This is a genomic window from Nocardia sp. NPDC087230 (genome assembly GCF_044744725.1).
Lineage (GTDB): Bacteria > Actinomycetota > Actinomycetes > Mycobacteriales > Mycobacteriaceae > Nocardia > Nocardia canadensis.
Genome location: NZ_JBIUYV010000002.1, coordinates 845,463 through 869,097, shown reverse-complemented (window position 1 = coordinate 869,097; position 23,635 = coordinate 845,463). Strand labels below are relative to the sequence as shown.

The following is a 23,635-nucleotide window of genomic DNA, read 5'->3' as shown; positions in this document are numbered from 1 at the left end:
GGCCTCCTGGCGTGATCAGCCGCTGACGACGGGTTCCGGAACGGCCGCGATCAGCGAGCGGGTGTACTCGTGCCGAGGATCGGCGAAGATCTGTTCGGCCGGGCCGGATTCGACGATCTTGCCGCGCAGCATGACGGCGATGTCGTGGGCGAGATTGCGCACCACCGACAGGTCGTGCGAGACGAACAGATACGACAGTCCCCGCTCGGCCTGCAGGTCACGCAGCAGATTCAGCACACCGGCCTGGATCGACACGTCCAGCGAGGAGACCGGCTCGTCGAGGACGAGCAGCGAGGGGTCGAGGGCCAGGGCGCGGGCGATGCTGATGCGCTGCTTCTGGCCGCCGGAGAAGTCGGCCGGGTAGCGGTCGGCGTGTTCGGGCCGCAGGCCGACCTGGCGCAGCAGCTCGGGCACCCGGCGGTTGACCTCCTCGCGCGAGCGGCCGTCGATGCGTAGCGGCTCGGCCAGCGCGTCGAAGATCGGCAGGCGCGGGTCGAGCGAGGCGCTGGGGTCCTGGAAGACGATCTGCATCTTGCGGCGGATCTCGCGGGTGCGGGCCTTGGTCAGCGTCGCGACGTCGTTGCCGAGCACCTCGATGCTGCCCGACTGCGGCCGCACCAGGTCCATGATCTGGGACAGGGTGGTCGACTTGCCCGAGCCCGATTCACCGACCAGCGCCAGCGTGCGGCCCGCGCGGACGGTGAAACTGATGCCGTCGACCGCGCGGACCTCGCCGGTCTTGCGGCGCAGCACCACCCCGGAGGTGAGCGGGAAGGTCTTCACCAGGTCGGTGACCCGCAGGACCACATCGGACTCGGTGACATCCTGCTGCGGCGGCTCGGCGATCTCCTGGCGGTAGGCGTCGAACAGCTGCGTCGTGCCGATCTCGGCGGTGCGGATGCAGGCGACCGAGTGCCGGGGCGCGACCTTCTCCAGCGGCGGCTCGGCGGCGGTGCAGTCGTCGATCGAGACCGGGCAGCGCGGCGCGAACGAGCAGCCGCGCGGCAGGTCGTGCATGGCGGGCGGCGCGCCGACGATCGGGATCAGCGGGCGGCGCGGCGGGCCGTCCATGCGCGGGATGGACCCGAGCAGGCCCACCGTGTACGGCATCCGGGGGGCGGTGAAAAGCTCCGCGACCGGCGCGGTTTCGACGACCTTGCCCGCGTACATGACCGCGACCCGGTCGGCGATCGTCGCCGCGATGCCCATGTCGTGGGTGATCATGATGACGCCGGCGCCGGTGATGTCGCGCGCCTTGCGCAGCAGGTCGAGGATCTGCCGCTGCACCGTCACGTCGAGCGCGGTGGTCGGCTCGTCGCAGATGATCAGCGCCGGATCGTTGGCGATGGCCATGGCGATCACCACGCGCTGGCGCATGCCGCCGGAGAACTCGTGCGGGAACGCCCGCGCCCGCACCCGCGCGTCGGGGATGCCGACGAGTTCGAGCAGTTCGATCGCGCGCTCGGCGGCTTCCTTGCGCTGCATCGTGCCGTGCGCGAGCAGCGCCTCGGCCACCTGGTCGCCCACCCGGTACACCGGCGTCAGCGCCGAGAGCGGGTCCTGGAAGACCATGCTGATCGCGGAGCCGCGCAGTTTCGACATCTGCTTGTCGCCCAGGCCGAGCAGCTCACGGCCGCGCAACCGGATCGACCCTTGCACCCGCGCCTGTTCGGGCAGCAGACCGATCACGGCCAGCGACGACACCGACTTGCCGGACCCGGACTCGCCGACGATGGCCAGCACTTCGCCGTCGGCGACGGTGTAGTTCACCCCGCGCACCGCGTCGACGCGGCCTTCCTCGCCGGGGAAGGAGACCCGCAGATCGGTGACCTCGAGCAGGGGCGCGGTCGATGTGCTCGCGGTCATCGCTTCTCGGCTTTCTTCAACTCCACCTGCGACTCGTCCTTCTTCTCGGCGACGTCCTTGCGCGCCTTGCGGGCGCCGCGGGCGCCCGGGTCGAAGGCGTCGCGCAGACCGTCGCCGACGAGGTTGGCGCACAGCACGATCGTGACCAGCAGGCCACCGGCGAACAGGAACAGCCACGGATAGGTCAGTGCCGACTTGGTGCCCGTCGCGATCAGCGAACCCAGCGAGACATCGGGCGGCTGCACACCGAAACCGAGGAAGCTCAGCCCGGTTTCGGCGCTGATCGCCGCGCCGACGGCCAGCGTGGTGTCGATGATCAGGATCGAGGCGATGTTCGGGATGATGTGGCTGATGATCACCTTGTGCGTCGGCGCGCCCATATAGCGTGCGGCGCGGACGAATTCGCGATCACGCAGGCTCATCGTCAGGCCGCGGATGATGCGCGCCGCGATCATCCAGCCGAACACGCTGAGCAGGATGATCAGGATGACGATCGAGCCGGACCCCTTGGTGCGCGGGGCGAAGATCGCGATGATGATGAAGGCCGGGACCACCAGCAGCAGGTCGACCAGCCACATGATGGCCCGGTCGGTCCAGCCGCCGAGCAGCCCGGCCACCGCGCCCGCGGTGGAGGCGATGACGCTGGAGAAGATCGCCACGCAGAACCCGATGACCAGCGACTTCTGCAGCCCGCGCATGGTCTGGGCGAGCACGTCCTGGCCGATCTGGGTGGTGCCGAACGGATGCTCGGGGCTCGGCGGCTTCAGCAGCGCCTTGTAGTCCATCTCCTGGTAGTCCCAGGGCAGCAGCGGCGGCAGCGCGAAACTGGCGATCAGCAGCAGGAGCAGGATCACCGCGCCGACCACGGCGGGCTTGTTGCGCAGGAAGCGGCGCCAGACCAGCTTGCGGCGACCGGCCGCGGCGGCCTCGGGCGCGCCGACGGCGATGAGTTCAGTTTCGGTCATGAGACACGCACCCTCGGGTCGAGCAGGGCAAGCACGATGTCGGAGAGCAGGCCCGATACCAGGACGACCAGGCCGGCGAAGGTCGCGACCGTGACGACGATGTAGAGGTCCTGGGCGTTGATCCCGTCGACGAACCATTCGCCGACGCCGTGCCAGCCGAAGATCTTCTCCACGAAGGTGGCGCCGGTGATCAGGCCGCCCAGGCTGTAGGCGAACAGCGTGGCCATCGGGATCAGCGCGGTGCGCAGGCCGTGTTTGTAGAGCGCGCGGTTGCGCGAGAGGCCCTTGGCGCGTGCGGTGCGGATGAAATCGCTCTGCAGCACGTCGAGCATGGCGTTGCGCTGGTAGCGGCTGTATCCGGCGGCGGCGCCGAGCACCAGGGCCAGCGTCGGCAGCACCAGATGCTGTGCGCGGTCGACGAATTGGTTCCACAGGCCGACGACCTGCGTCGCCGAGGTCTCGCCGGTGTAGAGGAACACCTGGGTGCCGGTGGCGGTGTTGATCTGCAGCGCGCCGTATTTCAGCAGGGTCGCGAGCAGGAAGATCGGGGTGGAGATGATCAGCAGCGAGACCACCGTCGCGAAGTAGTCGCTGAACTTGTACTGCCGGATCGCGCTCGCCGCGCCGATCAGCACGCCCAGCACGGTACCGATGACCGAACCCAGGATCAGCAGCCGCAGGCTCACCGCGACCCGCCTGCCCAGCTCCTCGCTCACCGGCTGACCGGCCAGCGTCGTCCCGAAATCCCCTTGCACAACGCCGCCGAGCCAGCTGAGATAGCGCTGGGGGATCGGCTCGTCGAGGTGCAGTTGCTCGGCTTTGGCATCGATCACCGACTGCGGCGGGCGCGGATTACGCTGCTCGAGGCTGTCGAGCGGGTTGAACGTGAGTGATGCCAGGCTGAACGTCAGGAACGAGGCCAGCAACAGGAGCACGATGTAGTTGAGCGTGCGCCGCAACAAGAAGCCGGTCATCAGTCCCCTCTGGATCGGGTAATCAGGCCCTGATCATAAGGACAGTCCGCCGTCCCCGCGTGGCGACGTGCGGCAGGATGGAACGGATGACGCCCCTGCACCCGAAACCGAAGCTGGTGGCCACCGACGTCGACGGCACGCTGATCGACGACGCGGACAAGGTCTCGGCCCGCACCAAGGCCGCCGTCGGCGCGCTCGTCGCCGACGGCGTCACCTTCGTGCTCGCGACCGGCAGGCCGCCGCGCTGGATCGATCCGGTGGTCAGCGAACTGGGGTACGCGCCGCTCACGGTGTGCGGGAACGGCGCGGTCATCTACGACAGCGCCACCGATCGGGTGCTGTCCAGCCACACTCTCGATGTGGACACCCTCGGTTGGCTGGCCGAGCTCGCCGAGCACGCGCTGCCGGGCTGTGGGCTGGCCACCGAGCGGGTCGGGGCCAGCGCGCACGACGCGGCCACCCCGCAGTTCGTCAGCTCGCCGACCTACGAGCACGCCTGGCTCAATCCCGACGACACCGTCGTCTCGCACGCCGAGGTCATCGACTCGCCGGCGATCAAGATGCTGATCCGGCTCAGCTCGGCCCGCAGTTCGGACATGCGCGCCGCGCTGGTCCCGCTGGTCGGCGACCGCGCCGAGATCACCTATTCCACCGAGAACGGCCTGATCGAGATCGCCGTGCCGGGGGTGACCAAGGCGTCGGGGCTGGTCGAGGTGGCGCGGCGGGTCGGTATCGACGAGGGGTCGATCGTCGCGTTCGGCGACATGCCCAACGACGTGCCGATGCTGACCATGGCCGGGCACGGCGTCGCCATGGGCAACGCCCATCCCGAGGCCCGCGCAGCCGCCGACGAGGTCACCGGCAGCAATGTCGACCACGGCGTCGCCATGGTGCTCGAACGCTGGTGGAGCTGAGCCGGAATGGAAACAGCCGGTGCCCTCACTCGGAGGCGCACCGGCTGCTCTTCGCCGTGACCGGGTGTCAGCCGGCCGGGGCGGGTTCGGTGGCGACCGGCGGTGCCGCCGGTGCCGGTTCCACCGGCGCGGCCTGCGGTTCGGCCGGGACCTGCGGGGCGACCGGCTCGGTCGGCGCGGGGGCGCCGGGAGCCGCGGGGACCGTCGAGGTCGGGGCGGTGGTGGCGGGCGCCTGCTCGGGCTTGGTGCCGTTCATGCCCTCCATCTCGGCCTTGTAGGTCTCGTTGTAGGTCTTCCAGAACGTGGTGACGATGCCGGTGAGCTCGTTGAGCACCAGCGATCCGTTCTGGAAGTCCGCACGCAGACCATCCGGCACCAGGTAGGCGCTGCCGGTCGGCAGGCCGAGCACGCCCGAGTCACCGCCCAGGCTGAGGTAGCGGTCCAGGATCGCCCCGACCACCTCGAAGACCGCGCCGTTCTCCCCGGAGAAGACGTAGCCGTTGGCGAACTTCGCGTACTGGCGGCCCTGCGCGCCCGAGAGCAGATCCGACTGCGGCGCGCCGAGCGGACCGTCGACACCGCCGCGGCTGACCCAGTGCCGGGCGATCTCGTTCGAGCCGGACAGACCGAGCAGCTTGTCGACCAGGGCGCCCAGTTCGGCCATATTGCCCTGCTGCTGCGGCGCGCGGGCCTGCTGGCTCGGCGGCCGCTCCGGCGTCGCGGGTGAGGAGTAGGTGCTGCTGTTGCCCGCGGCGATCCCACGGATGCGGTCCATCAGCGCGTAGGCCGCGTCGCCGGGGCAGTCGGTGTTGCCGACGTCGCGGTGCGCGAACACCGTCGGCAGGTCGACCGCCTCGTCCTGGGCGTACGGGGTGAACTCGGTGCCCTCGGAGTACATCGTGGTGTGGCCCTCGGGATCGATCCCCGCGATCTTGGACCGCCACCCGATGAACTTGCCGATCGCGTTGATCGACTCGTTGCTCGGTGTCTCGGTCTCGTAGTTGCCCATCAGCGCCACGCCCGCGGTGTTCTCGTTGAACCCGCCCGCGTGCGCGCCCTGCACCGCCCGGTCCAGACCGCCGTAGCGGCCCTCGAAGATCTGGCCGTACTGGTCGACCAGGGCGTTGTAGCCGATGTCGCACCAGCCCAGGGTCTCGGCGTGGTAGGCGTAGATCGCGCGGACGATGCCCGCCGACTCGGCCCGGCTGTAGTCGTTGCGACCGGCCGTGTGGTGCACGGTGATGCCGCCGACGCCGTCGTCGTAGGTGGGTTCCTCGCAGCGGATCGACTCGTCGGCACCCCACTGCGCGCGGGTGATGACCTTCGGGCCGCCGCCGGGCAGCGCCGCGGCGACATCGGTGAGCCCGGCGTCGATGGCGGCGCGGCCCGGGTTGATCAGGATGGCCTTGAGCGCGGCCTCGGTGAGATGGGCCGGGTCGCTGTGATCGGCGCCGGCGACCGGCTTGCGGGTCACCAGCATCTGCACGGCGGTGGTCTCGCCGACGTAGATCGGCTCGGTGCCGGTCGGCGCGTCGGCCGGGGTCTGGTCGGTGGCCCTGGTGTCGACCGGATCGGCGTCGTACCAGGGGCCCCAGTTGCCGTCCAGTTGGCGGGCCCGCAGCTTGGTGGTGGTGTTCACCAGGTCGCGCGCGGTGACCGCGACCATGCTGAACGGGGTCTCCTGGGTGAGCTCCTTGACCTGCGCGCCGACCTGGTCGATCAGGTCGGGTCCGACCGCGCCGGGGGACAGCGCCGGGGTCTCGGGGGTGGTGCCGGGCTCCAGGTTGGCCGGGTCGGCGATGAACTTCATTCCGGTCGGCCGGTTCTGGACGACCGGCGCGCCCGCCGGGGGAGTGGTCGCGGGTGCGGCCGGGGCTGGTGCGGCCGTGGTCGTGGTCGTGGTCGCGGCCGGAGCGTCGGGCGCCGGTGCGGCCGGGGCGATCGGGGCCGGAGCCGCCGAGGTCGTGGTCGGCGCGGCGGGCGGTGCCGTCGGGACGGCGGTGCTCGGGACCGGCGGACGCGCGGCGGGCGCGTTGCCCTGCTGCGCGGGCGCGGGGGCGGCCGTCGTCGTGGTGGGCTGCGCCTTCGTCGGGATCGCCGGGAGCGGGATCTCGGTGGGCAGCGCCACGCCCGGCGGAACGGGCAATCCCGGCGGCACCGGGATCGAGGTCGGCAGCGGCAGCATCTGCAGATCCGACAGGCGCAGATCCGGCAGATCGAGGCCGGTCAGGTCACGCAGCGGGACCGTGATGTCGGGGACCGAGGTCAGCGCGACCTCCGCCAGCTGGGTCGGGACCGCCGCGACCTGCGATTCGTTGGTGCTGCGGTAGTCGGTCGAATCGCTCAGCGCGAACGCGCCGACGGGTGCGGCGACGGCGAGCGTTGTGACCACCGGGAGCACGTAGGAACGTTTCGGCTTTCGATATCGCACGTGCCTTCTCCAATCAGGGTCGAGCTCGTAGACCTTGGTGGCATCGAGGCCATCACCGGCAAGTGATGCTTGCTTCCTCTTGTCTCACACACCACACTAGTTAACATACGTCACACATCTAAACCTCAACTTGAGGATTATGTGATTGCTCGAATGTAGCCTTCGGAACCCGCTCGGCCACGACGACATGCCGACGCGAGCTCCGCCGGTCGAATCGCGACACCGTGGGAGCGCAGTATGAGAGCGGACACCAAGATCAACCGCAGTACCCGCCGCGGCACCAGGCGCCGCGCCGTGCCGATGATCAAGACCGCCCCGCTGCCGTTGCTGGTCGGTGGCACCGCGCTGGCGCTGACCGGCGCGTTCGGGCTGTGGCAGATCCTGCCGGGCCAGGTCGCCCCGACCGTGGGCGCGGGCCACGGGCGCGGGATGAGCCAGGTCGGCGCGTTCGACAGCGCCAGGGAGGGCTGGTCCGCCGAGGAGATCCTCGGTCACTACTACCCGGGCGCCGAGCTCGGGCAGGTCGGGCCGACCACGATCGGTGTCCGGCTGCAGGCCCAGGACGACGCCACCCTCGACACCTTCGCCGCCGCGGGCGCGCAGGTCGCGGGCCGGATGATCGGCCCGGGCGAGGCCGCCCACCTCACCCCATTGCCCGACGGCGGCGCGAACGTCGTGGTGACCACGGGCTGCGACGGCGAAGTGCTGTGGCAGACCGCGACCGACGATCCGTTCGTCTACCCGCTGGATCCGGGGCCGGGCAGACCCGCCGCCGAACACCTGACGTTGTGCGGCGGCACCGCCTATCGCGGCGCGCTCGGGGTCGCGCTGGAAGGCGGCGCGTACCGGACCGTCAACCAGGTCGACCTCGACGACTACCTCGCCGGCCTGTTACCCGCCGAGATGCAGGCGAACTGGGCCGATCAGGGCGCGTTCGAAGCGCTGCGCGCACAAGCGATCGCGGCCCGTTCCTACGCGCTCGCCGAGAACCGCTACGACTACGCGCAGACCTGCGACACCACCGACTGCCAGGTGTATCCCGGCACCGTGAAAGAGGACGCCCGCACCACCGAGGCCGTCGCGGCGACCGCGGGCACCGTGCTGCTGCGCGACGGACTGATCCTGCGCTCGGAGTACTCCGCCGCGCCCGACGGCGGCCGCCCGGCCGATATCGAGACCTTCGCCGTGGGCCCCGCGCCCGGCGACCTGGTCGAAACCGCGCCCGCGCCGACGGCGCCCACCGCCCCGACCCGCCCCGATCCGACCATCGAGGCGCTCGCGGGCGAGACCGCGATCGACACCGAGTACCGGCGGATCGGCGGTCCGGACAGCACCATCGGGGCGCCGATCGGGCCGGAGATGATGTTGCCGCAGCGGGCAGGCACGTATCGGCTGTACACCAACGGTGTGATCGTGGCGACCAAGACGCTCGGCGCCCAGGTCGTCGACTTCTCGACGCTGTTGCAGCTGGTGCCGGAGGTGGGCGATCAGCTGCCGCCGTCGGCGTCGGGTCAGCCGAAGGTGACGACGCCGGAGGGCACGGCGCCCGGCGGTGTCGCGCCGGGGACTCAGGCGTCCGTACCGGCACAGGCCGCCGCGGGTGGTGACCAGGTCGGACCTGTGCACGGTCCGGTGAATCCCGCTGCCACGCCACACGCACCCGCGAATCCTGTTGCCGCGCCGCGTGGTTCGGTGGATCCCGCTACCGGTCAGCAAGTTCCCGCTGCCGGGCCGCGGAACCCGGCACCCGTGCCCCACGGCCCGGCTACCGCGCCGGGAATCCACGACGGCGAGTAGCGGCCCGGGACGGTCGAGACCGCGTCGATCCGGCGGACGGCCAGGTGCGCCTGGGCTCGGCGAACCGGGCTGCCGGGGCGCGTCGCCGATCCGGCCATGACCGCCGGGTGTTCCACGACGGCGGGTAGCGGCCGGGGTCAGTCGAGGGTGGTGTCGTCCAGGCCGATGGCCAGGGTGCGCAGGAGCCCGGCGAGCTGTTCGCGGTCCTCGGTGCCCAGCGCCGCGAGCAGGCGTTGCTCGTTGTCCATGTGCAGGGGCAGGAGGCGGTCGACCAGTTCCCTGCCCTCGTCGGTGAGCTGGACGAAGACCGAGCGCCGGTCGTCGGCCGAGGGCACCCGGCGGACCAGGTTCTTGGCCGCCATGCGGTCGATGCGGTTGGTGATCGCGCCGGAGGTGACCATCGCGGCCCGGTTCAGCGAGCCCGCGGTCAGGCCGGTGTCGCCGCCGGAGCGGCGCAGCGTGGCGAGCACGTCGAACTCCCAGAATTCCAGTCCGTGACCGGCGAAGAAGCGTTTGAGGTCCTGCTCGAGGACGCGCGAGAGCCGGGTGATCCGGCCGACGATCGCCATCGGTGACACGTCGACATCGGGTCGTTCGACCCCCCAGTGCTCGGTGATCAGATCGACGGCGTCCCGCATGCATATCCCTCTCTATTGAAAATCTTAACGTTCATCTACTTGACGATGAGGTATCCCGCCGGGTAGATATTTCAATGTTGAGATTATCAATCAGGAGTGAACATGACGACGGCAACTCGCCCGACCGGCTACGCGGGCACCCTCGCGCTCACCGCTCTCACCCCGATCGTCTGGGGTTCCACCTACGCCGTCACCACCGAGTTCCTGCCCCCGGACCGGCCGCTGTTCACCGCGCTGACGCGCGCCCTGCCCGCCGGTCTGGCTCTGCTCGCGCTGACCAGGGTGCTGCCGCACGGCAGGTGGCTCGGTCGCGCCGCGGTGCTCGGCGTTCTCAATATCGGCGCGTTCTTCCCGCTGCTGTTCCTGGCGGCCTACCGGCTGCCGGGCGGCGTGGCCGGGGTACTCGGCGCGGTGGCGCCGATGTTCGCGCTCGGCTTCGCCGCGGTCCTGCTGTCGGAGGCGCCGGCGCGGCGCAAGGTGATCGCCGGGCTGATCGGCGTCGCCGGGGTGTCGCTGGTCGTGCTGCGCGGCGATGCCGAGCTGGACACGATCGGTGTCGTCGCGGGGCTGGCCGGTGCGGCGTCGATGTCGGCGGGCACCGTGCTGACCAAGAAGTGGGGACGTCCCGAGGGCGTCGGTCCGCTCGCGATGACCGGCTGGCAGCTGACCGCGGGCGGCCTGTTCATCCTGCCGCTCGCCGTCCTGATCGAAGGCGCGCCGCCCGCGATGGACGCGCAGGCCGTCGGCGGCTACCTGTACCTCGGCGTCATCGGCACGGCGCTCGCCTACTGGCTGTGGTTCCGGGGGATCTCGCGGGTACCCGCGACGTCGGTGGCCTTCCTCGGTCTGCTGAGCCCGATGTCGGCCGCGGTGATCGGCTGGCTCGCCCTCGGGCAGGCGCTGACTCCGCCGCAGGTCCTCGGCCTGGCGATCGCGCTCGGCGGCACCGTGCTCGGCCAGATTCCGCCGAAGGTCGCGCCGGCGACGGTGGCCGAGCCGGTGCCCGCGCGGGCGACCATCACCAGGATCGCCGTTCTGCCTGCGCCGGAGAAGGTTTCGGTCGCCCGCTGAACCCGGCGCGCACGGTCGGCCGCGCATCGCCTGCATCGACTGGTCCTCGGCGAGGGCCGGAACCGGCAGGGGGTGCGCGGCTTTCGCGCACAGGCCGCCGAGCGCGACACCGTCGAGATCGGGTTCTGACTTTCGGGGTTGACCTTGACGTAGCGTCAACTTGCAGACTGGGAACACCGACGAGAAAGGGGCAGGTCATGGCGGGTGAATGGGCCATCCAGGACCTCGCGAAAGCCGCGGGCACCACCAGCCGCACGCTGCGCCACTACGGCCAGCTCGGGCTGCTGGAACCGAGCCGGATCGGCGCCAACGGCTACCGCTACTACGACCAGAGCTCCCTGATCCGCCTGCAGCGCATCCTGCTGCTGCGCGAACTCGGCCTCGGCCTTCCGGTGATCGCCGAGGTACTCGCCGGGGAACAGGACACCGCGGGCGCACTGCGGACCCACCTGGAACTGCTTCGGCAGCAACAGGATCGGATCGCGCGCCAGATCGAATCGGTGTCGACCACGTTGCGCAAGACCGAAAGAGGTGAACCACTCATGGCCGCAGAGGTTTTCGACGGCTTCGACCACACCCAGTACAAGGACGAGGTCACCGAACGGTGGGGCAAGGAGGCCTACGAGAGCGGCGACCGCTGGTGGCGCTCACTGAGCGATGCCGAGAAGAAGTCGTTCCAGCAGACCCAGCTCGACATCGCCGCCGACTTCGGCAAGGCCCACGCCGCGGGCCTGCCGGTGGCGGGCGAGACCGTCCAGGCGATCGTCGCCAGGCACCGCGCCTGGCTCGGCGACGGCACCCAGGGCCGCCCGGTGACCGACGAATACCTGCTCAACCTGGGCGAGATGTACGTCGCCGACCCGCGGTTCCGGCAGAACTACGACGTGCACGGCGACGGCACCGCGGAGTACATCCGTGAGGCCTTCCGCGCCTACGTCGCGGGCCGAAACGCCTGATCGCGGTTTATCCGGCCCCGCACCGGGAACTAGAGGACAGCCGCGTCCGGACGCCACCCGCCCGGCCGCGGCTTTCGGCGTCGTAGGCTGCCCGGTACCGGTGCGGTCGCGAAGGGGAGCGATGAACAATCACCATGGCCCGCAGGGGTTTCCGCCGCCATCGGGCAGATGCCGCGACCGCATCCGGGCCGGTCACCCCGACTCGTGGCGGTACGCGCCGGTCTCGGCGCTCTCTCCGGCGGGTCGCGCGGGCTCCCCGCAGCGCTGGGTGGACCACGCGAACCACGCCGGATCGGGCGTTTCGCCGTATAACTGACGGCGACGACGACAACGTGCAGGGGACAGTGGTGGATCAGGTGGAGCCCGAGCGGCCTTCTCGCGCGGTGACCGCGCTGGTGGCGGGGTGGCTCGGGGTGCTGGTCGGGGGTGCCGGGATCATCGTGGGCACGGCGACGGCGCTGGTGCGGGCATTCGGGCGCGAGATCGAGCTCGATTACGCGGGTGCGGGGATCGTCGGCGGGCTCGGGGTGCTGTATCTGCTGGGGGCGGTGCTGCTGTTGCGGCGGCGGATGCTCGGCAGGCGGATTCTGGTGGCCATCACGGGCGCGATGAGCGGAGCGACGTTGCTGGTCGTCGTACTCAACGGCGCCGGGCACGGGCTGCGGTTCGGGCCGCTGGACTGGTGGCTCGCGCTCAACGTGGTGATCCTGGTGCTCAGCGTGATCGAGCCGACGCGGCGCTGGACCATCACGCGGTAACGCGGCAGGGGATAGGTTTTGATCATGGTCGTGCGGGAAACGAAGTCGACAGTCGGTGAGGTGGCGGCGATCGTCGCCGTGTGCTGCGCCGGCGTGGCCGCCGTGGCGAATCTGCTCGGGGCCCTGATCCTGGTGCGCGCCTTCCTGGACGCGCCGCAACGGCTCGACGACTCGCTGACGCTGTTCACCACTCTCGGCGCCCTGGTGGCGGCCTTCGCGTTCGGCTACGGGGGCATGCTGCTGGCCCGTCGCGACGAGACCGGCCGGTGGGTGCTGATCGTCGCGGGCGGCGCGCAGATCGGGCTCGGTGCGCTGGGTCTGCTGGCCACCCTGGTGAATTACGACTCCGAGTACGGCATCCACTGGTTCGCCGAGGAGTCGGTCGTTCGTTCGATTCCGATCGGGTTCGGTGGGGTACCCGGTGCCGTGACGGCGATCGTGAACCACAGCTGGGCGGCCGCGCTGGCGGCCGTCGCGCTGGGCGCGCTGGTGCTGGTGCCCGCGGTGCTGCCGTGGACGGCGGCCTACGCTCGGACCGAGCGGGCGGTCGGTTCGGCCGTATAGTTTCGGCAGGTCAGCGGCGCTACGCCGCGCTCGTTTTCGGAGGGGGACACCATGGGATACCCATATGGTCCGCAGCAGGGCCACGACCCGTACGCGGGTGGTTACGCGCAACCCGGCTACGCGGCCGATCCCTACGCGCAGCAGGGCTACGCCGCGCAGCCGTACGGGTACGGACAGCAGCCCTATGCCGCGCCCGGCTACGAATACGGTTACGGCGCACCGGCTTACGGTGCCCCGCAGCGGGCGGGCGGCGGCACCGGTATCACCGCGGCCCTGCTCTCCCTGCTGATCTCGCTGGTCGCGCTGATCGGCCTCGGCGTGATCGCGGCCGCCGAGCTGAGCACCGAATCCAGCCGCAGCGACGACGCCCGCGCAGGCACGATCGCCGGCCTCGCGATCGCCGCGGTCCCGGCCCTGCTGTGGCTGCTCGGCTCGATCCTGCTGTTCCGCCGCAAGACCGCCGGCCGGGTCATCCTGATCATCCTGTCCACGATCGGCCTGCTGATCAGCGCGATCTCGGTCGCGGTCTCGGCCAGCGAAGGAGCCCCGCCGGGCCTGGTCGCAGGCAGTGTCGTCGCCACCTGCGTCCCACTGCTGATCCTCGTCTGTGCTTTCGCCCCGTCCACGGGCCGCTGGATCCGCGCGGCTCGTCAGCCCGCGTACCCTCCCTACCCGTATTACTGACGCGCGCCCAGGGGGGAACACGCATGAGCCATCCGTCCGGCCACGGTCCGAACGAAGGTGTCGCCCAGCAGTTTTCGCCGCTCTCGGCACCGGCGGTGCTGTCCGGCCCTGATCACCGCGCTTCCGGCGCGGGGAACGGGGAGTGGTGGCTCTCGCCTCGGGCCGACCCGTACTCCGTGCCACAGGCGGTCCAGCCGTGGCAGGACGCGGGCCGGGTTCGCCAGGGGGTGGCACCGGTCCCGCGCCTCGAGCGCCGCCGTCGTCCCGACGCTTCGGGGGTGCCGCTGCACCGGACGATGGGCACGCTGGCGCTGCTCCTCGCCGTCCTGTCGGCGATCGCCGCGATCAACGGATTCCTGTGGGCGGCGGCGCCCCATGCCGGGTCCGGGACGAGTGAGCAGATCTCGAGCGAGGCCGGCGGCAACGTGGTCTTCGTACTGCTCTGGGGGATCGGTGGCTTGCTGCTCGCCCAGCAGATCGGGTACAGCCGGGCACTCGTCTTCGCGCTCGCGGCGATCTACCTGTCGCAGTACGCCGAGGGGATGGACGTACTGACAGCCGACGGGAACCAGCTCGAACCGTGGATCGCCTGGAGCGGGTTGCTCCTCGCCCTACCCCTGACCGCCCTCCTGCCGATCTCGGCGGCGGCGACCTGGACACGACGGCGGAAGGGGGATGCCCATGAATCGGCCACCCGGTCCTGACCCGAATGGCAGTGCGATGCGGCCGGTCGCGGGACCCGCACCGGAGACCGCGTTGTACGACGCGGGCGGACCCGCGCCGCTCGACCAGTACCCCGGCTACGCGAGTCCATCACGGCAGGGCTTCGGCGTCGCACCCGAATTACCGCCTCCCGGACTGCCGGTCGGACATGGGCAGGAGGGTGGGGAGTGGTGGCGGACGCCGGGGACGTACCCGCCGCCGGTCACCGGATACGGGCAACCGGGTGTGGACGGGAGGCGTCAGGGAGTTCCGGTCGCCCGGACGCCCGGAAGGACGGCACGGACGCCGCTGCTGGATCGGGCCATCGTCGCCTTCGCCGCAGTGCTGGCCGGGTATGCGGTGACGGCGTCGGTCATCGGAGTCAAGGCGAACCCGCTGTTTCCCGGCAGCGAGTGGATGAGTCACCGGATTCTCGCCGTGACCGCGGTGCACGTCGCCGTGGCGCTGCTGTGGGTGGTCGCGGCGGTGCTCTTCGGAAGGCGGGTGAAGGCGGGCCGGGCGCTGGTCGGCGTGCTCGCGGTCGGATATCTCGGGATGAACGCCATCGGGCTCTACACCAGCTGGCGAGGCATAGGCATTCCGCTGGCGGTGTTCACGGGGTCGGTGGACTATGTCTGCCTCGCTACGGACTGGTACGGCTGCCCGCCCTATGGTGAGAACGCGGGGTTGCGGTTCACCGGGACCGGGGCCGTGCTGTCGGGACTCATGGTGATCCTGCTGTTGGTCTCGGCGATCAGGACGCGCCGCCGCAGCGCCTCGCCCCAGCTCCCCGTCGGCGGATATCCCGTCCCCGTCCCGCCACCGGGATATCCCGCCCGGTAGGCCGGTGGCATCACCCCAGCTCAGGGGCAGGTCGGTGACTCCGCCGGGACAATCCGGCGTCTTCCGATACGCTGGGCACCCGTGACCGTCGCATCGTCCCCGGGTAACTCCGATAATTCTGCTTACGACCTGATCGTGGTCGGCTCCGGCTTCTTCGGCCTGACCGTCGCCGAGCGCGCCGCGAACCTGCTGGGCAAGCGGGTGCTGGTGATCGACCGCCGCTACCACCTCGGTGGCAACGCCTACTCCGAGCCGGAGCCCGAAACCGGCATCGAGATCCACAAGTACGGCGCGCATCTGTTCCACACCTCGAACAAGAAGGTGTGGGACTACGTCACCCAGTTCACCGAGTTCACCGGGTACCAGCACCGCGTGTTCGCGCTGCACAAGGGGCAGGCCTACCAGTTCCCGATGGGACTCGGCCTGATCTCGCAGTTCTTCGGCCGGTACTTCACCCCCGAGGAGGCCAAGGCGCTGATCGCCGAGCAGGCCGCCGAGGTGCAGACCGCCGACGCGCAGAACCTCGAGGAGAAGGCGATCTCGCTGATCGGCCGTCCGCTCTACGAGGCGTTCGTGCGCGACTACACCGCCAAGCAGTGGCAGACCGACCCGAAGGAACTGCCCGCGGGCAACATCACCCGCCTGCCGGTGCGCTACACCTTCGACAACCGCTACTTCAACGACACCTACGAGGGCCTGCCCAAGGAGGGGTACACGAAGTGGCTGGAGAACATGGCCGCCTCCGAGCTCATCGACGTGCGGCTCAACACCGACTGGTTCGACGTGCGTGACGAGCTGGTCGCGGCCAGCCCGGACGCGCCGATCGTCTACACCGGCCCGCTGGACCACTACTTCGACTACTCCGAAGGCGAGCTGGGCTGGCGCACGATCGACTTCGAGACCGAAGTCCTCGAGATCGGCGACTTCCAGGGCACCTCGGTGATGAACTACAACGACGCCGACGCGCCGTACACCCGCATCATCGAGCCGCGCCACTTCCACCCCGAGCGCGACTACCCGACCGACAAGACGGTCATCATGCGCGAGTTCTCCCGCTTCGCGCAGACCGGCGACGAGCCGTACTACCCGATCAACACTCCCGAGGACCGCGCCAAGCTGCTGGCCTACCGCGAGCTCGCCAAGAAGGAGACCGCCGAGAAGAAGGTGCTCTTCGGCGGCCGTCTCGGCACCTACCAGTACCTGGACATGCACATGGCGATCGGTTCGGCGCTGAGCATGTTCGAGAACGTGCTGCGTCCGCACCTGGAGTCCGGCGCGGCACTGGTGGACCCGGCGTGAGCGAGCCTTGGCGAGTGAACCACAAGCACAGCGCGGCACCGCGCACGACGGAACCGAGCGCCGGCGAGGTGGAGTCGTGAGCGGTCAGCGCCCGGAGGAGGCGGCCCGCGTAACAACGCAGGGCGCCCGAGCACGCCAGAAAGGACGCAGTGTGAGCGCGCAGCCGGTGCTCGACGACGTGACCACCGAGACGCGCGCCAAGGCGCTGCTACAGCGGATCATCCTGCCGCGCCCGGGCGAGCCACTCGACGTGCGGACCCTCTACCTGGAGGAATCCACCACCAACGCGCGCCGCGCGCACGCCACCAGCCGGACCGCGCTCTCGATCGGCGCCGAGTCCGAGGTGTCGTTCTGCACCTACTTCAACGCGCTGCCCGCCAGCTATTGGCGGCGCTGGAGCGTGCTGAACTCGGTGGTGCTGCGGCTGGAGCTGGCCGGGCACGGCCGCGTCGACGTGTACCGCTCCAAGGCCGACGGCTCGCGCATCCACGTGCAGGGCAAGGAGTTCGCCGTCGCGCAGGGCGCGGATTCGGTGTTCGTGGAGTTCGAGACCGATCTGGGCCCGTTCGAGGACGGCGGCTGGATCTGGTTCGACATCACCACCGACACGGCGGTGACGCTGCTGGCCGGCGGCTGGTACGCCCCGCAGGAGGCGCCGGGCACCGGCACCATCGCGGTCGGCATGCCCACCTTCAACCGGCCCACCGACCTGGTCAAGACGCTGGCCGCGCTGGGCTCGGACCCGCTGGTGCTCGGCAATGTCACCGCCGTGATCGTGGCCGACCAGGGCAACCGCAAGGTCGTCGACGAGCCCGGCTTCACCGAGGCCGCCGCGACCCTCGGTGACCGGCTGAGCATCCACGACCAGCCCAACCTGGGCGGGTCCGGCGGCTACAGCCGCGTCATGTACGAGGCGCTCGCGACCGACGCCGAGTTCATCGTCTACATGGACGACGACATCGAGATCGAGCCCGACTCGATCCTGCGCGCGCTGGCGTTCTCCCGGTTCGCCAAGTCGCCGCTGCTGGTCGGCGGGCAGATGCTGAACCTGCAGGAGCGTTCGCACCTGCACAGCATGGGCGAGGTCGTCGATCGCGGGATCTTCATGTGGTCCTCGGCGCCGAACGTCGAGTACGACCACGACTTCTCGAAGTACCCGCTCAAGGATCGCGACAACTCCAAGCTGCTGCACCGGCGCATCGACGTCGACTTCAACGGCTGGTGGACCTGCGTGATCCCGCGGCAGGTGGCCGAGCAGATCGGTCAGCCGCTGCCGCTGTTCCTGAAGTGGGACGACGTCGAATACGGCCTGCGCGCCCGCGAGGCCGGCTACCCGACGATCACCCTGCCGGGTGCGGCCGTATGGCACATGGCCTGGTCGGACAAGGACGACGCGATCGACTGGCAGGCGTACTTCCACCTGCGCAACCGCCTCGTGGTCGCCTCGCTGCACCTGCCCGGCGACGGCAAGCCGATGATCGTGAACACGGTCAAGGCCACTCTCAAGCACCTGCTGTGCCTGGAGTACTCGACGGTCGCCATCCAGAACGAGGCGATCCGCGACTTCCTGGCCGGCCCGGAGGGTCTGTTCGACCTGCTGCCGAGCGCGCTGGGCAAGATCCACGCGATGCGCAAGGAGTACCCGGACGCCGTGGTGCTGCCCTCCTCGACCGAATTGCCGTTGGCCAACCGGCACGGCGTCGGCGCGACCGGCGAGCCGGGCAACCCGATCGCCAAGGTCGCGCGCCTGGCCAAGGGCGTGGTGCACAACTTCCGCAAGGCCGACCCGGCCGCGCACGAGACCCCGCAGCTGAACGTGCCGACGCTGGACGCGCGCTGGTTCCTGCTCTCGCAGGTCGACGGCGTCACCGTGACGACCGCCGACGGCCGTGGCGTCGTCTACCGCAAGCGCGACCCGCGCAAGGCCGCCGAGCTGCTCAAGGAAGCCCTGCGCCTGCGTAAAGAGCTCACCGCTCGCTTCCCGGAGATGCAGCAGCGCTACCGGGCCGCGCACGCCGAGCTGACCAGTACGGCGGCGTGGGAGAAGGTCTTCGGACTCGAAGGCGGCCGCGACGACAACAGCCTGAATGGAACCGCGAAGTGAACGCGATCAACCCGGAACTGCCCGAACTGGAACTGGCCGAAGAAGGCTGCGGCGGCGAGTGCGCCTGCGCCTGCGGTGACGGCGAGTACGTGGAGGTGCCGCTCGAGGTCGGCATCATCAACGTCGTGCAGACCACCATCGGCACCAACCCGGCGGTGGTCTCGGCCGCGCGCGGGATGTCGCATTTCGGTGAGCACGCGCTGGGCTGGGTCGGCATCGCCGCCGCGGGCTGGCTGGTCGACAAGCCGCGGCGCAGGCAGTGGGCCGGTGTCGCGGTCGGCGCGGTCGGCGCGCACGCCGCCTCGATCGTGATCAAGCGGATCGTCCGGCGCCCGCGCCCGAACGACCCGACGGTGCAGGTCAACGTGTCGACGCCGAGCAAGCTGAGCTTCCCGTCCTCGCACGCCACGTCGACCACGGCGGCTGCGGTGTTGCTCGGCAGGCTGACCGGGCTACCCTTGCCAGCGGTGCTCGTGCCGCCGATGCTCCTTTCCCGGGTCGTGCTCGGGGTGCATTACCCTTCCGACGTGCTCGCCGGTTCCGCATTGGGGGCCGCGTCGGCAGCCGCCGTGCTAGCCGCCGAAAAGAGACTCCGACAGTGACCGCAACCGAAAGAACCTTGGCTGAGATGAGCGAAGAACCGTCCGCCGCCGTCCTCGACGAGGCCGTGGTGAAGGGCCCGCCGAAGACTCTGGTCGGCGGTGTCATCAAGGCCATCCGTCCGCGGCAGTGGGTCAAGAACGTCCTCGTGCTCGCCGCGCCGCTGGCCGTCGGGCCGGAGGCGATCAGCGACGCGGGCGTGCTCGTGCACGTCGCCATCGCCTTCGTGGTGTTCTGCATGGCGGCCTCGGGCATCTACCTGGTCAACGATTCGCTCGACGTCGAGGCCGACCGGGCGCATCCGACCAAGCGGTTCCGTCCGATCGCCGCGGGCGTGGTCCCGGTCAACCTGGCGTACGCGCTGGCCGCGGTGCTGCTGGTCGGTTCGATCGCCGGTTCGTTCCTGGCGTCCTGGCACCTGGCCGTGGTGATGGCGATCTACATCGCGATCCAGCTGGCCTACTGCCTGGGCCTCAAGCATCAGGCCGTGCTCGACATCTGCATCGTGTCGTCGGGCTTCCTGCTGCGCGCCGTCGCCGGTGGCGCGGCCGCCGGCATCGCGCTGTCGCAGTGGTTCCTGCTGATCATGGCGTTCGGTTCGCTGTTCATGGCGGCGGGCAAGCGCTACGCGGAACTGCAGATCGCGCTGGAGACCGGCGCGAAGATCCGCAAGTCCCTGCAGTACTACACGCCGACCTACCTGCGCTTCATCTGGACGCTCGCGGCCACCGCCGTCGTGGTGTTCTACGGCCTCTGGGCGTTCCAGCAGGACTCGGCTCGTGACACCCAGTGGTACTCGATCTCCATGATCCCGTTTACCATCGCAATCCTGCGTTACGCGGTCGACGTCGACGGTGGCGAGGCCGGTGAACCCGAAGAGATCGCGCTGGGGGACCGCATCCTGCAGTTCCTCGCTATTGCCTGGATCGGAGCGGTAGGTGTCGCTGTCTATCTCACCTGACGAGATCGTGGTAGCGGAGCAGGAATCAACCGAATACGAGCGGCTACGCGACGACGAGCAGTCGGCGCGTCCGACCGCGCGTTTCGCGACCCTGTCCCGCGCCACCTTCGTCGGTGGGGTGGTCTTCGCCGTGGTCGTGTTCGCGGTGGGTGCCTGGCAGCGGCGCTGGATCGCCGACGACGGCCTCATCGTGTTGCGGACGGTGCGCAACCTGCTCGCGGGCAACGGCCCCGTCTTCAACATGGACGAGCGGGTCGAGGCCAACACCAGTACCGCGTGGACCTACCTGGTCTGGTTCTTCAGCTGGCTGACCCAGGCGCGGCTCGAGTACGTGGTGCTCGGTGTCGCGCTGGCGGTCTCGCTGCTGGCCATCGTGTTCGCCATGCTCGGCACCGCCCGGCTGTGGGGCGGGACGAGCGGCCAGCTGCTCATCCCGGCGGGCGTGCTCGTCTACATCGCGCTGCCGCCCGCCCGTGACTACGCCACCTCCGGCCTGGAGAGCGGTCTGGTGATCTGCTGGGTCGGGCTGCTGTGGTGGCTGATGATCCGGTGGAGCCAAGCCGCGGTCGTGCGCGTGCCGAGCCTGCTCGGGCTGGTCTTCCTGGCCGGTCTCGCGCCGCTGATCCGGCCGGAGGCCACGCTGATCGGCGTGCTCGCGCTCGGCATGATCTTCCTGACCCCGATGCCGGTGTTCCGGTACGGCCCGATCGCACTGCGCGCGCTGATCGTGTTCGTCGCCGGGATCGTGCCGGTGGCCTACCAGATCTGGCGGATGGGCTACTACGGCCTGCCCTACCCGAACACCGCGGTCGCCAAGGACGCGGGCGGGGCCAAGTGGGGCCAGGGCATGAAGTACCTGTGGGACCTCGTCGGCCCGTACTACCTGTGGATTCCGCTGCTCGTGCTGCTGATCGCCGGGGTGGTCACCGCGGTGGCGCGCGGGATCGAGGTGCGGCCGCGGTGGTCGGTGGCCGCGATCCGGACCTGGCTGCGCTCGCCGAGCGCGGTCGTCACGCTGATGCTGGGCAGCGGCCTGCTGCTCACCGTCTACGCGATCCGCGTCGGCGGCGACTTCATGCACGGCCGGATGCTGCTGACCCAGCTGTTCCTGCTGCTGTTGCCGGTGGCGGTCGTGCCGATCCGGCTGCCTGCCCGCCTCGGTCGGTCAGCGCCGGCGGACGGTAGCTCGCCTGACCACGCGGACAGCGTGGCGCGGGGGTTCACCCCTCGTGACTGGTCCATGGTGGTCGTGCTGGTCGCGCTGCTCGGCACCGCGGGCTGGTCGCTGTACGCGGCGAGCACCACCGCGATCAAGACCGGCACCAAGATCAGTTCGTCGGGCATCGTCGACGAGCGCGTGTACTACGTGCTCAACACCGGCAAGGACCATCCGATCCTGGCCGAGGACTACCTCGACTACCCGCGCATGCGGGCGATGGTCAACGACATCGCGGCCAACCCCAACGGCGGCCTGCTGCTGAACTCGCCGTCGTTCACGTTCTGGTACCTGGATCCGCCGCCGCAGCCGATTCCCGAGGGCGGCGCCGGGCACACGGTCTACTTCCTGAACCTGGGCATGACGAGCATGAACGTGCCGCTGAGCGTGCGCGTCATCGATCCGATGGGCCTGGCCTACCCGCTGGCCGCGCACTCGGACCGGCTCGCCGACGGCCGCATCGGGCACGACAAGAGCCTGTACCCGGACTGGGTGGTCGTCGACTCGGGCATGGTCGACATCCATCCGTGGATGCCCTGGTACATGGACGAGGAGTGGGTCACCCAGGCGCGCGCGGCGATGGCGTGCCCGCAAACGCAGGCGCTGCTGATCTCCACCCGCGACCCGCTCACCTTCGACCGGTTCAAGCACAACCTGCGCAATGCGCTGAGTTTCGCGAAGTACCGGATCGACCGGGTGCCCAAGTACGAGATCCAGCGATGCGGTCTGGTGGATCCATTTCCCGAGCCGCCGCGCTGAAAAGCTCCACATGCGTCACACTGAGCCCACGGGTTACCCGTGGGCTCAGTGGTTACAGCGCTGGCCTGCGGTTTCCCAGTGGCGTTCGCCGCTTAATCACTTTTCGGTAACGCCAGGCTATCGATGTCACGATATGGTCTTCGAGGAACGGCCCGTCGGCGCACTGGTGTGCCGGTAGTAAGTCGGCGGTCATTTGCAACCGCGGTTCCGCGCGAACCGCACGAGGAAAGGCCCAAAACAGAATGCGTGGCGGACGTCTCAGAGCCCGGGGAGCCGGCTGGCTCAAGCGGTCGATGCTTCTCTCCCTGGCTGTTGTCCTACCGCTCGGTGCGGCGGTGGCCGGCCCGACCGGCACCGCTTCGGCGGCGTTCGATCCCAGTGGCTTCGACTTCTGGGTCGACTCCGAGATGGGCCCGATCAAGAACCGGATCTTCCGCGCGGCCGACGGCAACACCGGTCGCGTCGTGTACGCCCTCGACGGCATGCGGGCCCGCGACGACCTCAGCGGCTGGGAGATCGACACCAACGTCGCCCGGGCGCTGACCGCGGCCAACATCAACGTCGTCATGCCGGTGGGTGGCCAGTCCAGCTTCTACGCCGACTGGAACGCCCCGAGCAACTTCTTCGGCCTCGACACCGGTTCGGGCGGCAGCTCGACCGGTTCGGCGGCCACCGGTTCGGCGATGACGGGTTCGTCGATCGCGCCCGCCCAGGTCGCGGGCAAGAAGAACACCTACAAGTGGGAAAGCTACCTGACCGGCAACCTGCGCAACGCGCTGTCGGCTCGGCTGGGCTTCAACCCCAACAACAACGGTGTGTTCGGTCTGTCGATGGGTGGCTCGGCCGCGCTGACGCTGGCCGCCTACCACCCCGACCAGTTCAGCTTCGCCGGCTCGTTCTCCGGCTACCTGAACATCTCGGCGCCGGGTATGCGTGAGGCGATGCGAGTCGCGATGGTCTCGGCCGGTGGCTTCAACATCGACGCCATGGCCCCGCCGTGGGGCCCGCAGTGGCTGCGGATGGACCCGTTCGTCTTCGCGCCGCGGCTGGTGGCCAACGGCACCCGCGTGTGGGTGTCGGCGGCCAGCGGTATCCCGGGCGCGGGTGACGTGTCCAACCCGATGGAGATCGTCCAGGGCGTGCCGCTGGAGCTGCTCGCGATGGTGAACAGCCGTGCCTTCCAGGTGCGGATGGCCACCCTCGGCGGCGGCAACGCGAACTTCGACTTCCCGCTCACCGGCGTGCACAACTGGCGCAACTGGGAGACCGAGGTCAATCGCATGATCCCGGATCTGTCGGCCAATATCGGCTGATTCTTCGGCGGCTGGCGCCGCGGGTTTCGGCCTCGTGACCCCGGCCCCGCGGAGCGATACTGCGCCTTCGGCGTTCCGTCTCGCTCCGCGGGGCCGGGGCGGCCGAAACCGTGGTGGTCGTGAATGGCAATGGCCGTTCGGTGCTCAGGCACCGGGCGGCCATTTGTTCGTTTTCGTCACGATCCGAGTGATAGCCGGTGACGAATCACGTGCGGCAGGT

The 23,635-nt window shown here is 69.7% G+C and carries 20 protein-coding genes; 15 read left to right on the top strand and 5 right to left on the bottom strand.

Annotated elements, in window-relative coordinates:
- Nucleotides 1–15: 15 nt before the first annotated feature.
- Genes ACIO52_RS10255 through ACIO52_RS10245 form a run of 3 tightly spaced genes read right to left on the bottom strand, consistent with a single transcriptional unit; the run spans nucleotide 16 to nucleotide 3,805 of the window.
- Nucleotides 16–1,866 carry an ABC transporter ATP-binding protein gene (locus ACIO52_RS10255; RefSeq protein WP_218717485.1) on the bottom strand — a complete coding sequence of 617 codons (1,851 nt, stop codon included), beginning with the start codon at nucleotides 1,864–1,866 and terminating at the stop codon, nucleotides 16–18.
- Nucleotides 1,863–2,831 carry an ABC transporter permease gene (locus ACIO52_RS10250; RefSeq protein WP_402643084.1) on the bottom strand — a complete coding sequence of 323 codons (969 nt, stop codon included), beginning with the start codon at nucleotides 2,829–2,831 and terminating at the stop codon, nucleotides 1,863–1,865. Before ACIO52_RS10250 ends, ACIO52_RS10255 begins: the two co-directional genes overlap by 4 nt.
- Nucleotides 2,828–3,805 (bottom strand): ABC transporter permease, encoded by a 978-nt coding sequence (locus ACIO52_RS10245; RefSeq protein ID WP_218717487.1) that lies wholly within the window; start codon nucleotides 3,803–3,805, stop codon nucleotides 2,828–2,830. Before ACIO52_RS10245 ends, ACIO52_RS10250 begins: the two co-directional genes overlap by 4 nt.
- Nucleotides 3,806–3,891: 86 nt before the next feature.
- Here ACIO52_RS10245 and ACIO52_RS10240 point away from each other — a divergent pair, with 86 nt between their 5' ends.
- Nucleotides 3,892–4,719: an HAD family hydrolase gene (locus tag ACIO52_RS10240; RefSeq protein WP_218717488.1), complete on the top strand. Its 828-nt coding sequence runs from the start codon at nucleotides 3,892–3,894 to the stop codon at nucleotides 4,717–4,719.
- A gap of 67 nt (nucleotides 4,720–4,786) precedes the next feature.
- Here the strand turns inward: ACIO52_RS10240 and ACIO52_RS10235 are convergent, their stop codons facing one another.
- On the bottom strand, nucleotides 4,787–7,120 hold the full coding sequence (locus ACIO52_RS10235; protein ID WP_402643080.1) for an N-acetylmuramoyl-L-alanine amidase: 2,334 nt from the start codon (nucleotides 7,118–7,120) through the stop codon (nucleotides 4,787–4,789).
- A 267-nt stretch (nucleotides 7,121–7,387) separates the two neighbouring features.
- Between ACIO52_RS10235 and ACIO52_RS10230 the strand changes: the two genes are divergently transcribed.
- The gene (locus tag ACIO52_RS10230; RefSeq protein ID WP_218721216.1) at nucleotides 7,388–8,947 is read left to right on the top strand and encodes a SpoIID/LytB domain-containing protein; all 1,560 of its coding nucleotides are present in this window, start codon (nucleotides 7,388–7,390) and stop codon (nucleotides 8,945–8,947) included.
- Between the two features lie 137 nt (nucleotides 8,948–9,084).
- Here ACIO52_RS10230 and ACIO52_RS10225 read toward each other — a convergent pair whose 3' ends face one another.
- Nucleotides 9,085–9,585 (bottom strand): MarR family transcriptional regulator, encoded by a 501-nt coding sequence (locus tag ACIO52_RS10225; protein WP_316573142.1) that lies wholly within the window; start codon nucleotides 9,583–9,585, stop codon nucleotides 9,085–9,087.
- Nucleotides 9,586–9,687: 102 nt separating this feature from the next.
- Between ACIO52_RS10225 and ACIO52_RS10220 the strand changes: the two genes are divergently transcribed.
- From ACIO52_RS10220 to ACIO52_RS10160, 13 genes are all read left to right on the top strand, one after another.
- A complete protein-coding gene (locus ACIO52_RS10220; RefSeq protein WP_402643077.1) occupies nucleotides 9,688–10,656 on the top strand; it encodes an EamA family transporter in 969 nt (322 codons plus the stop codon).
- A gap of 197 nt (nucleotides 10,657–10,853) precedes the next feature.
- Nucleotides 10,854–11,612, top strand: a complete 759-nt coding sequence (locus tag ACIO52_RS10215) for a TipAS antibiotic-recognition domain-containing protein (protein WP_218721218.1) — start codon at nucleotides 10,854–10,856, stop codon at nucleotides 11,610–11,612.
- Between the two features lie 332 nt (nucleotides 11,613–11,944).
- Entirely contained in the window at nucleotides 11,945–12,370 is a 426-nt protein-coding gene (locus ACIO52_RS10210; RefSeq protein WP_316573144.1) for a hypothetical protein, read from the top strand.
- Nucleotides 12,371–12,394: 24 nt separating this feature from the next.
- Nucleotides 12,395–12,934 carry a hypothetical protein gene (locus ACIO52_RS10205; protein WP_402643073.1) on the top strand — a complete coding sequence of 180 codons (540 nt, stop codon included), beginning with the start codon at nucleotides 12,395–12,397 and terminating at the stop codon, nucleotides 12,932–12,934.
- Nucleotides 12,935–12,985: 51 nt separating this feature from the next.
- Nucleotides 12,986–13,618 (top strand): hypothetical protein, encoded by a 633-nt coding sequence (locus ACIO52_RS10200; protein WP_402643070.1) that lies wholly within the window; start codon nucleotides 12,986–12,988, stop codon nucleotides 13,616–13,618.
- Between the two features lie 23 nt (nucleotides 13,619–13,641).
- Nucleotides 13,642–14,322 (top strand): hypothetical protein, encoded by a 681-nt coding sequence (locus ACIO52_RS10195; RefSeq protein WP_402643067.1) that lies wholly within the window; start codon nucleotides 13,642–13,644, stop codon nucleotides 14,320–14,322.
- A gap of 16 nt (nucleotides 14,323–14,338) precedes the next feature.
- A complete protein-coding gene (locus ACIO52_RS10190) occupies nucleotides 14,339–15,163 on the top strand; it encodes a hypothetical protein (RefSeq protein WP_402643064.1) in 825 nt (274 codons plus the stop codon).
- Nucleotides 15,164–15,244: 81 nt separating this feature from the next.
- Nucleotides 15,245–16,462, top strand: a complete 1,218-nt coding sequence (glf, locus tag ACIO52_RS10185) for a UDP-galactopyranose mutase (protein ID WP_218721223.1) — start codon at nucleotides 15,245–15,247, stop codon at nucleotides 16,460–16,462.
- Nucleotides 16,463–16,613: 151 nt separating this feature from the next.
- Nucleotides 16,614–18,566 (top strand): glycosyltransferase, encoded by a 1,953-nt coding sequence (locus ACIO52_RS10180; protein ID WP_218721224.1) that lies wholly within the window; start codon nucleotides 16,614–16,616, stop codon nucleotides 18,564–18,566.
- A gap of 89 nt (nucleotides 18,567–18,655) precedes the next feature.
- Nucleotides 18,656–19,168, top strand: coding sequence for a phosphatase PAP2 family protein (locus ACIO52_RS10175; RefSeq protein WP_218721334.1), 513 nt, complete (start codon nucleotides 18,656–18,658; stop codon nucleotides 19,166–19,168).
- A gap of 26 nt (nucleotides 19,169–19,194) precedes the next feature.
- The gene (locus ACIO52_RS10170) at nucleotides 19,195–20,127 is read left to right on the top strand and encodes a decaprenyl-phosphate phosphoribosyltransferase (protein WP_342800092.1); all 933 of its coding nucleotides are present in this window, start codon (nucleotides 19,195–19,197) and stop codon (nucleotides 20,125–20,127) included.
- 7 nt (nucleotides 20,128–20,134) lie between these two features.
- The gene (gene zomB / locus ACIO52_RS10165; RefSeq protein ID WP_394358655.1) at nucleotides 20,135–22,102 is read left to right on the top strand and encodes a flagellar motor control protein ZomB; all 1,968 of its coding nucleotides are present in this window, start codon (nucleotides 20,135–20,137) and stop codon (nucleotides 22,100–22,102) included.
- Nucleotides 22,103–22,344: 242 nt separating this feature from the next.
- The gene (locus tag ACIO52_RS10160; RefSeq protein WP_218721226.1) at nucleotides 22,345–23,415 is read left to right on the top strand and encodes an alpha/beta hydrolase family protein; all 1,071 of its coding nucleotides are present in this window, start codon (nucleotides 22,345–22,347) and stop codon (nucleotides 23,413–23,415) included.
- Nucleotides 23,416–23,635 lie beyond the last annotated feature (220 nt).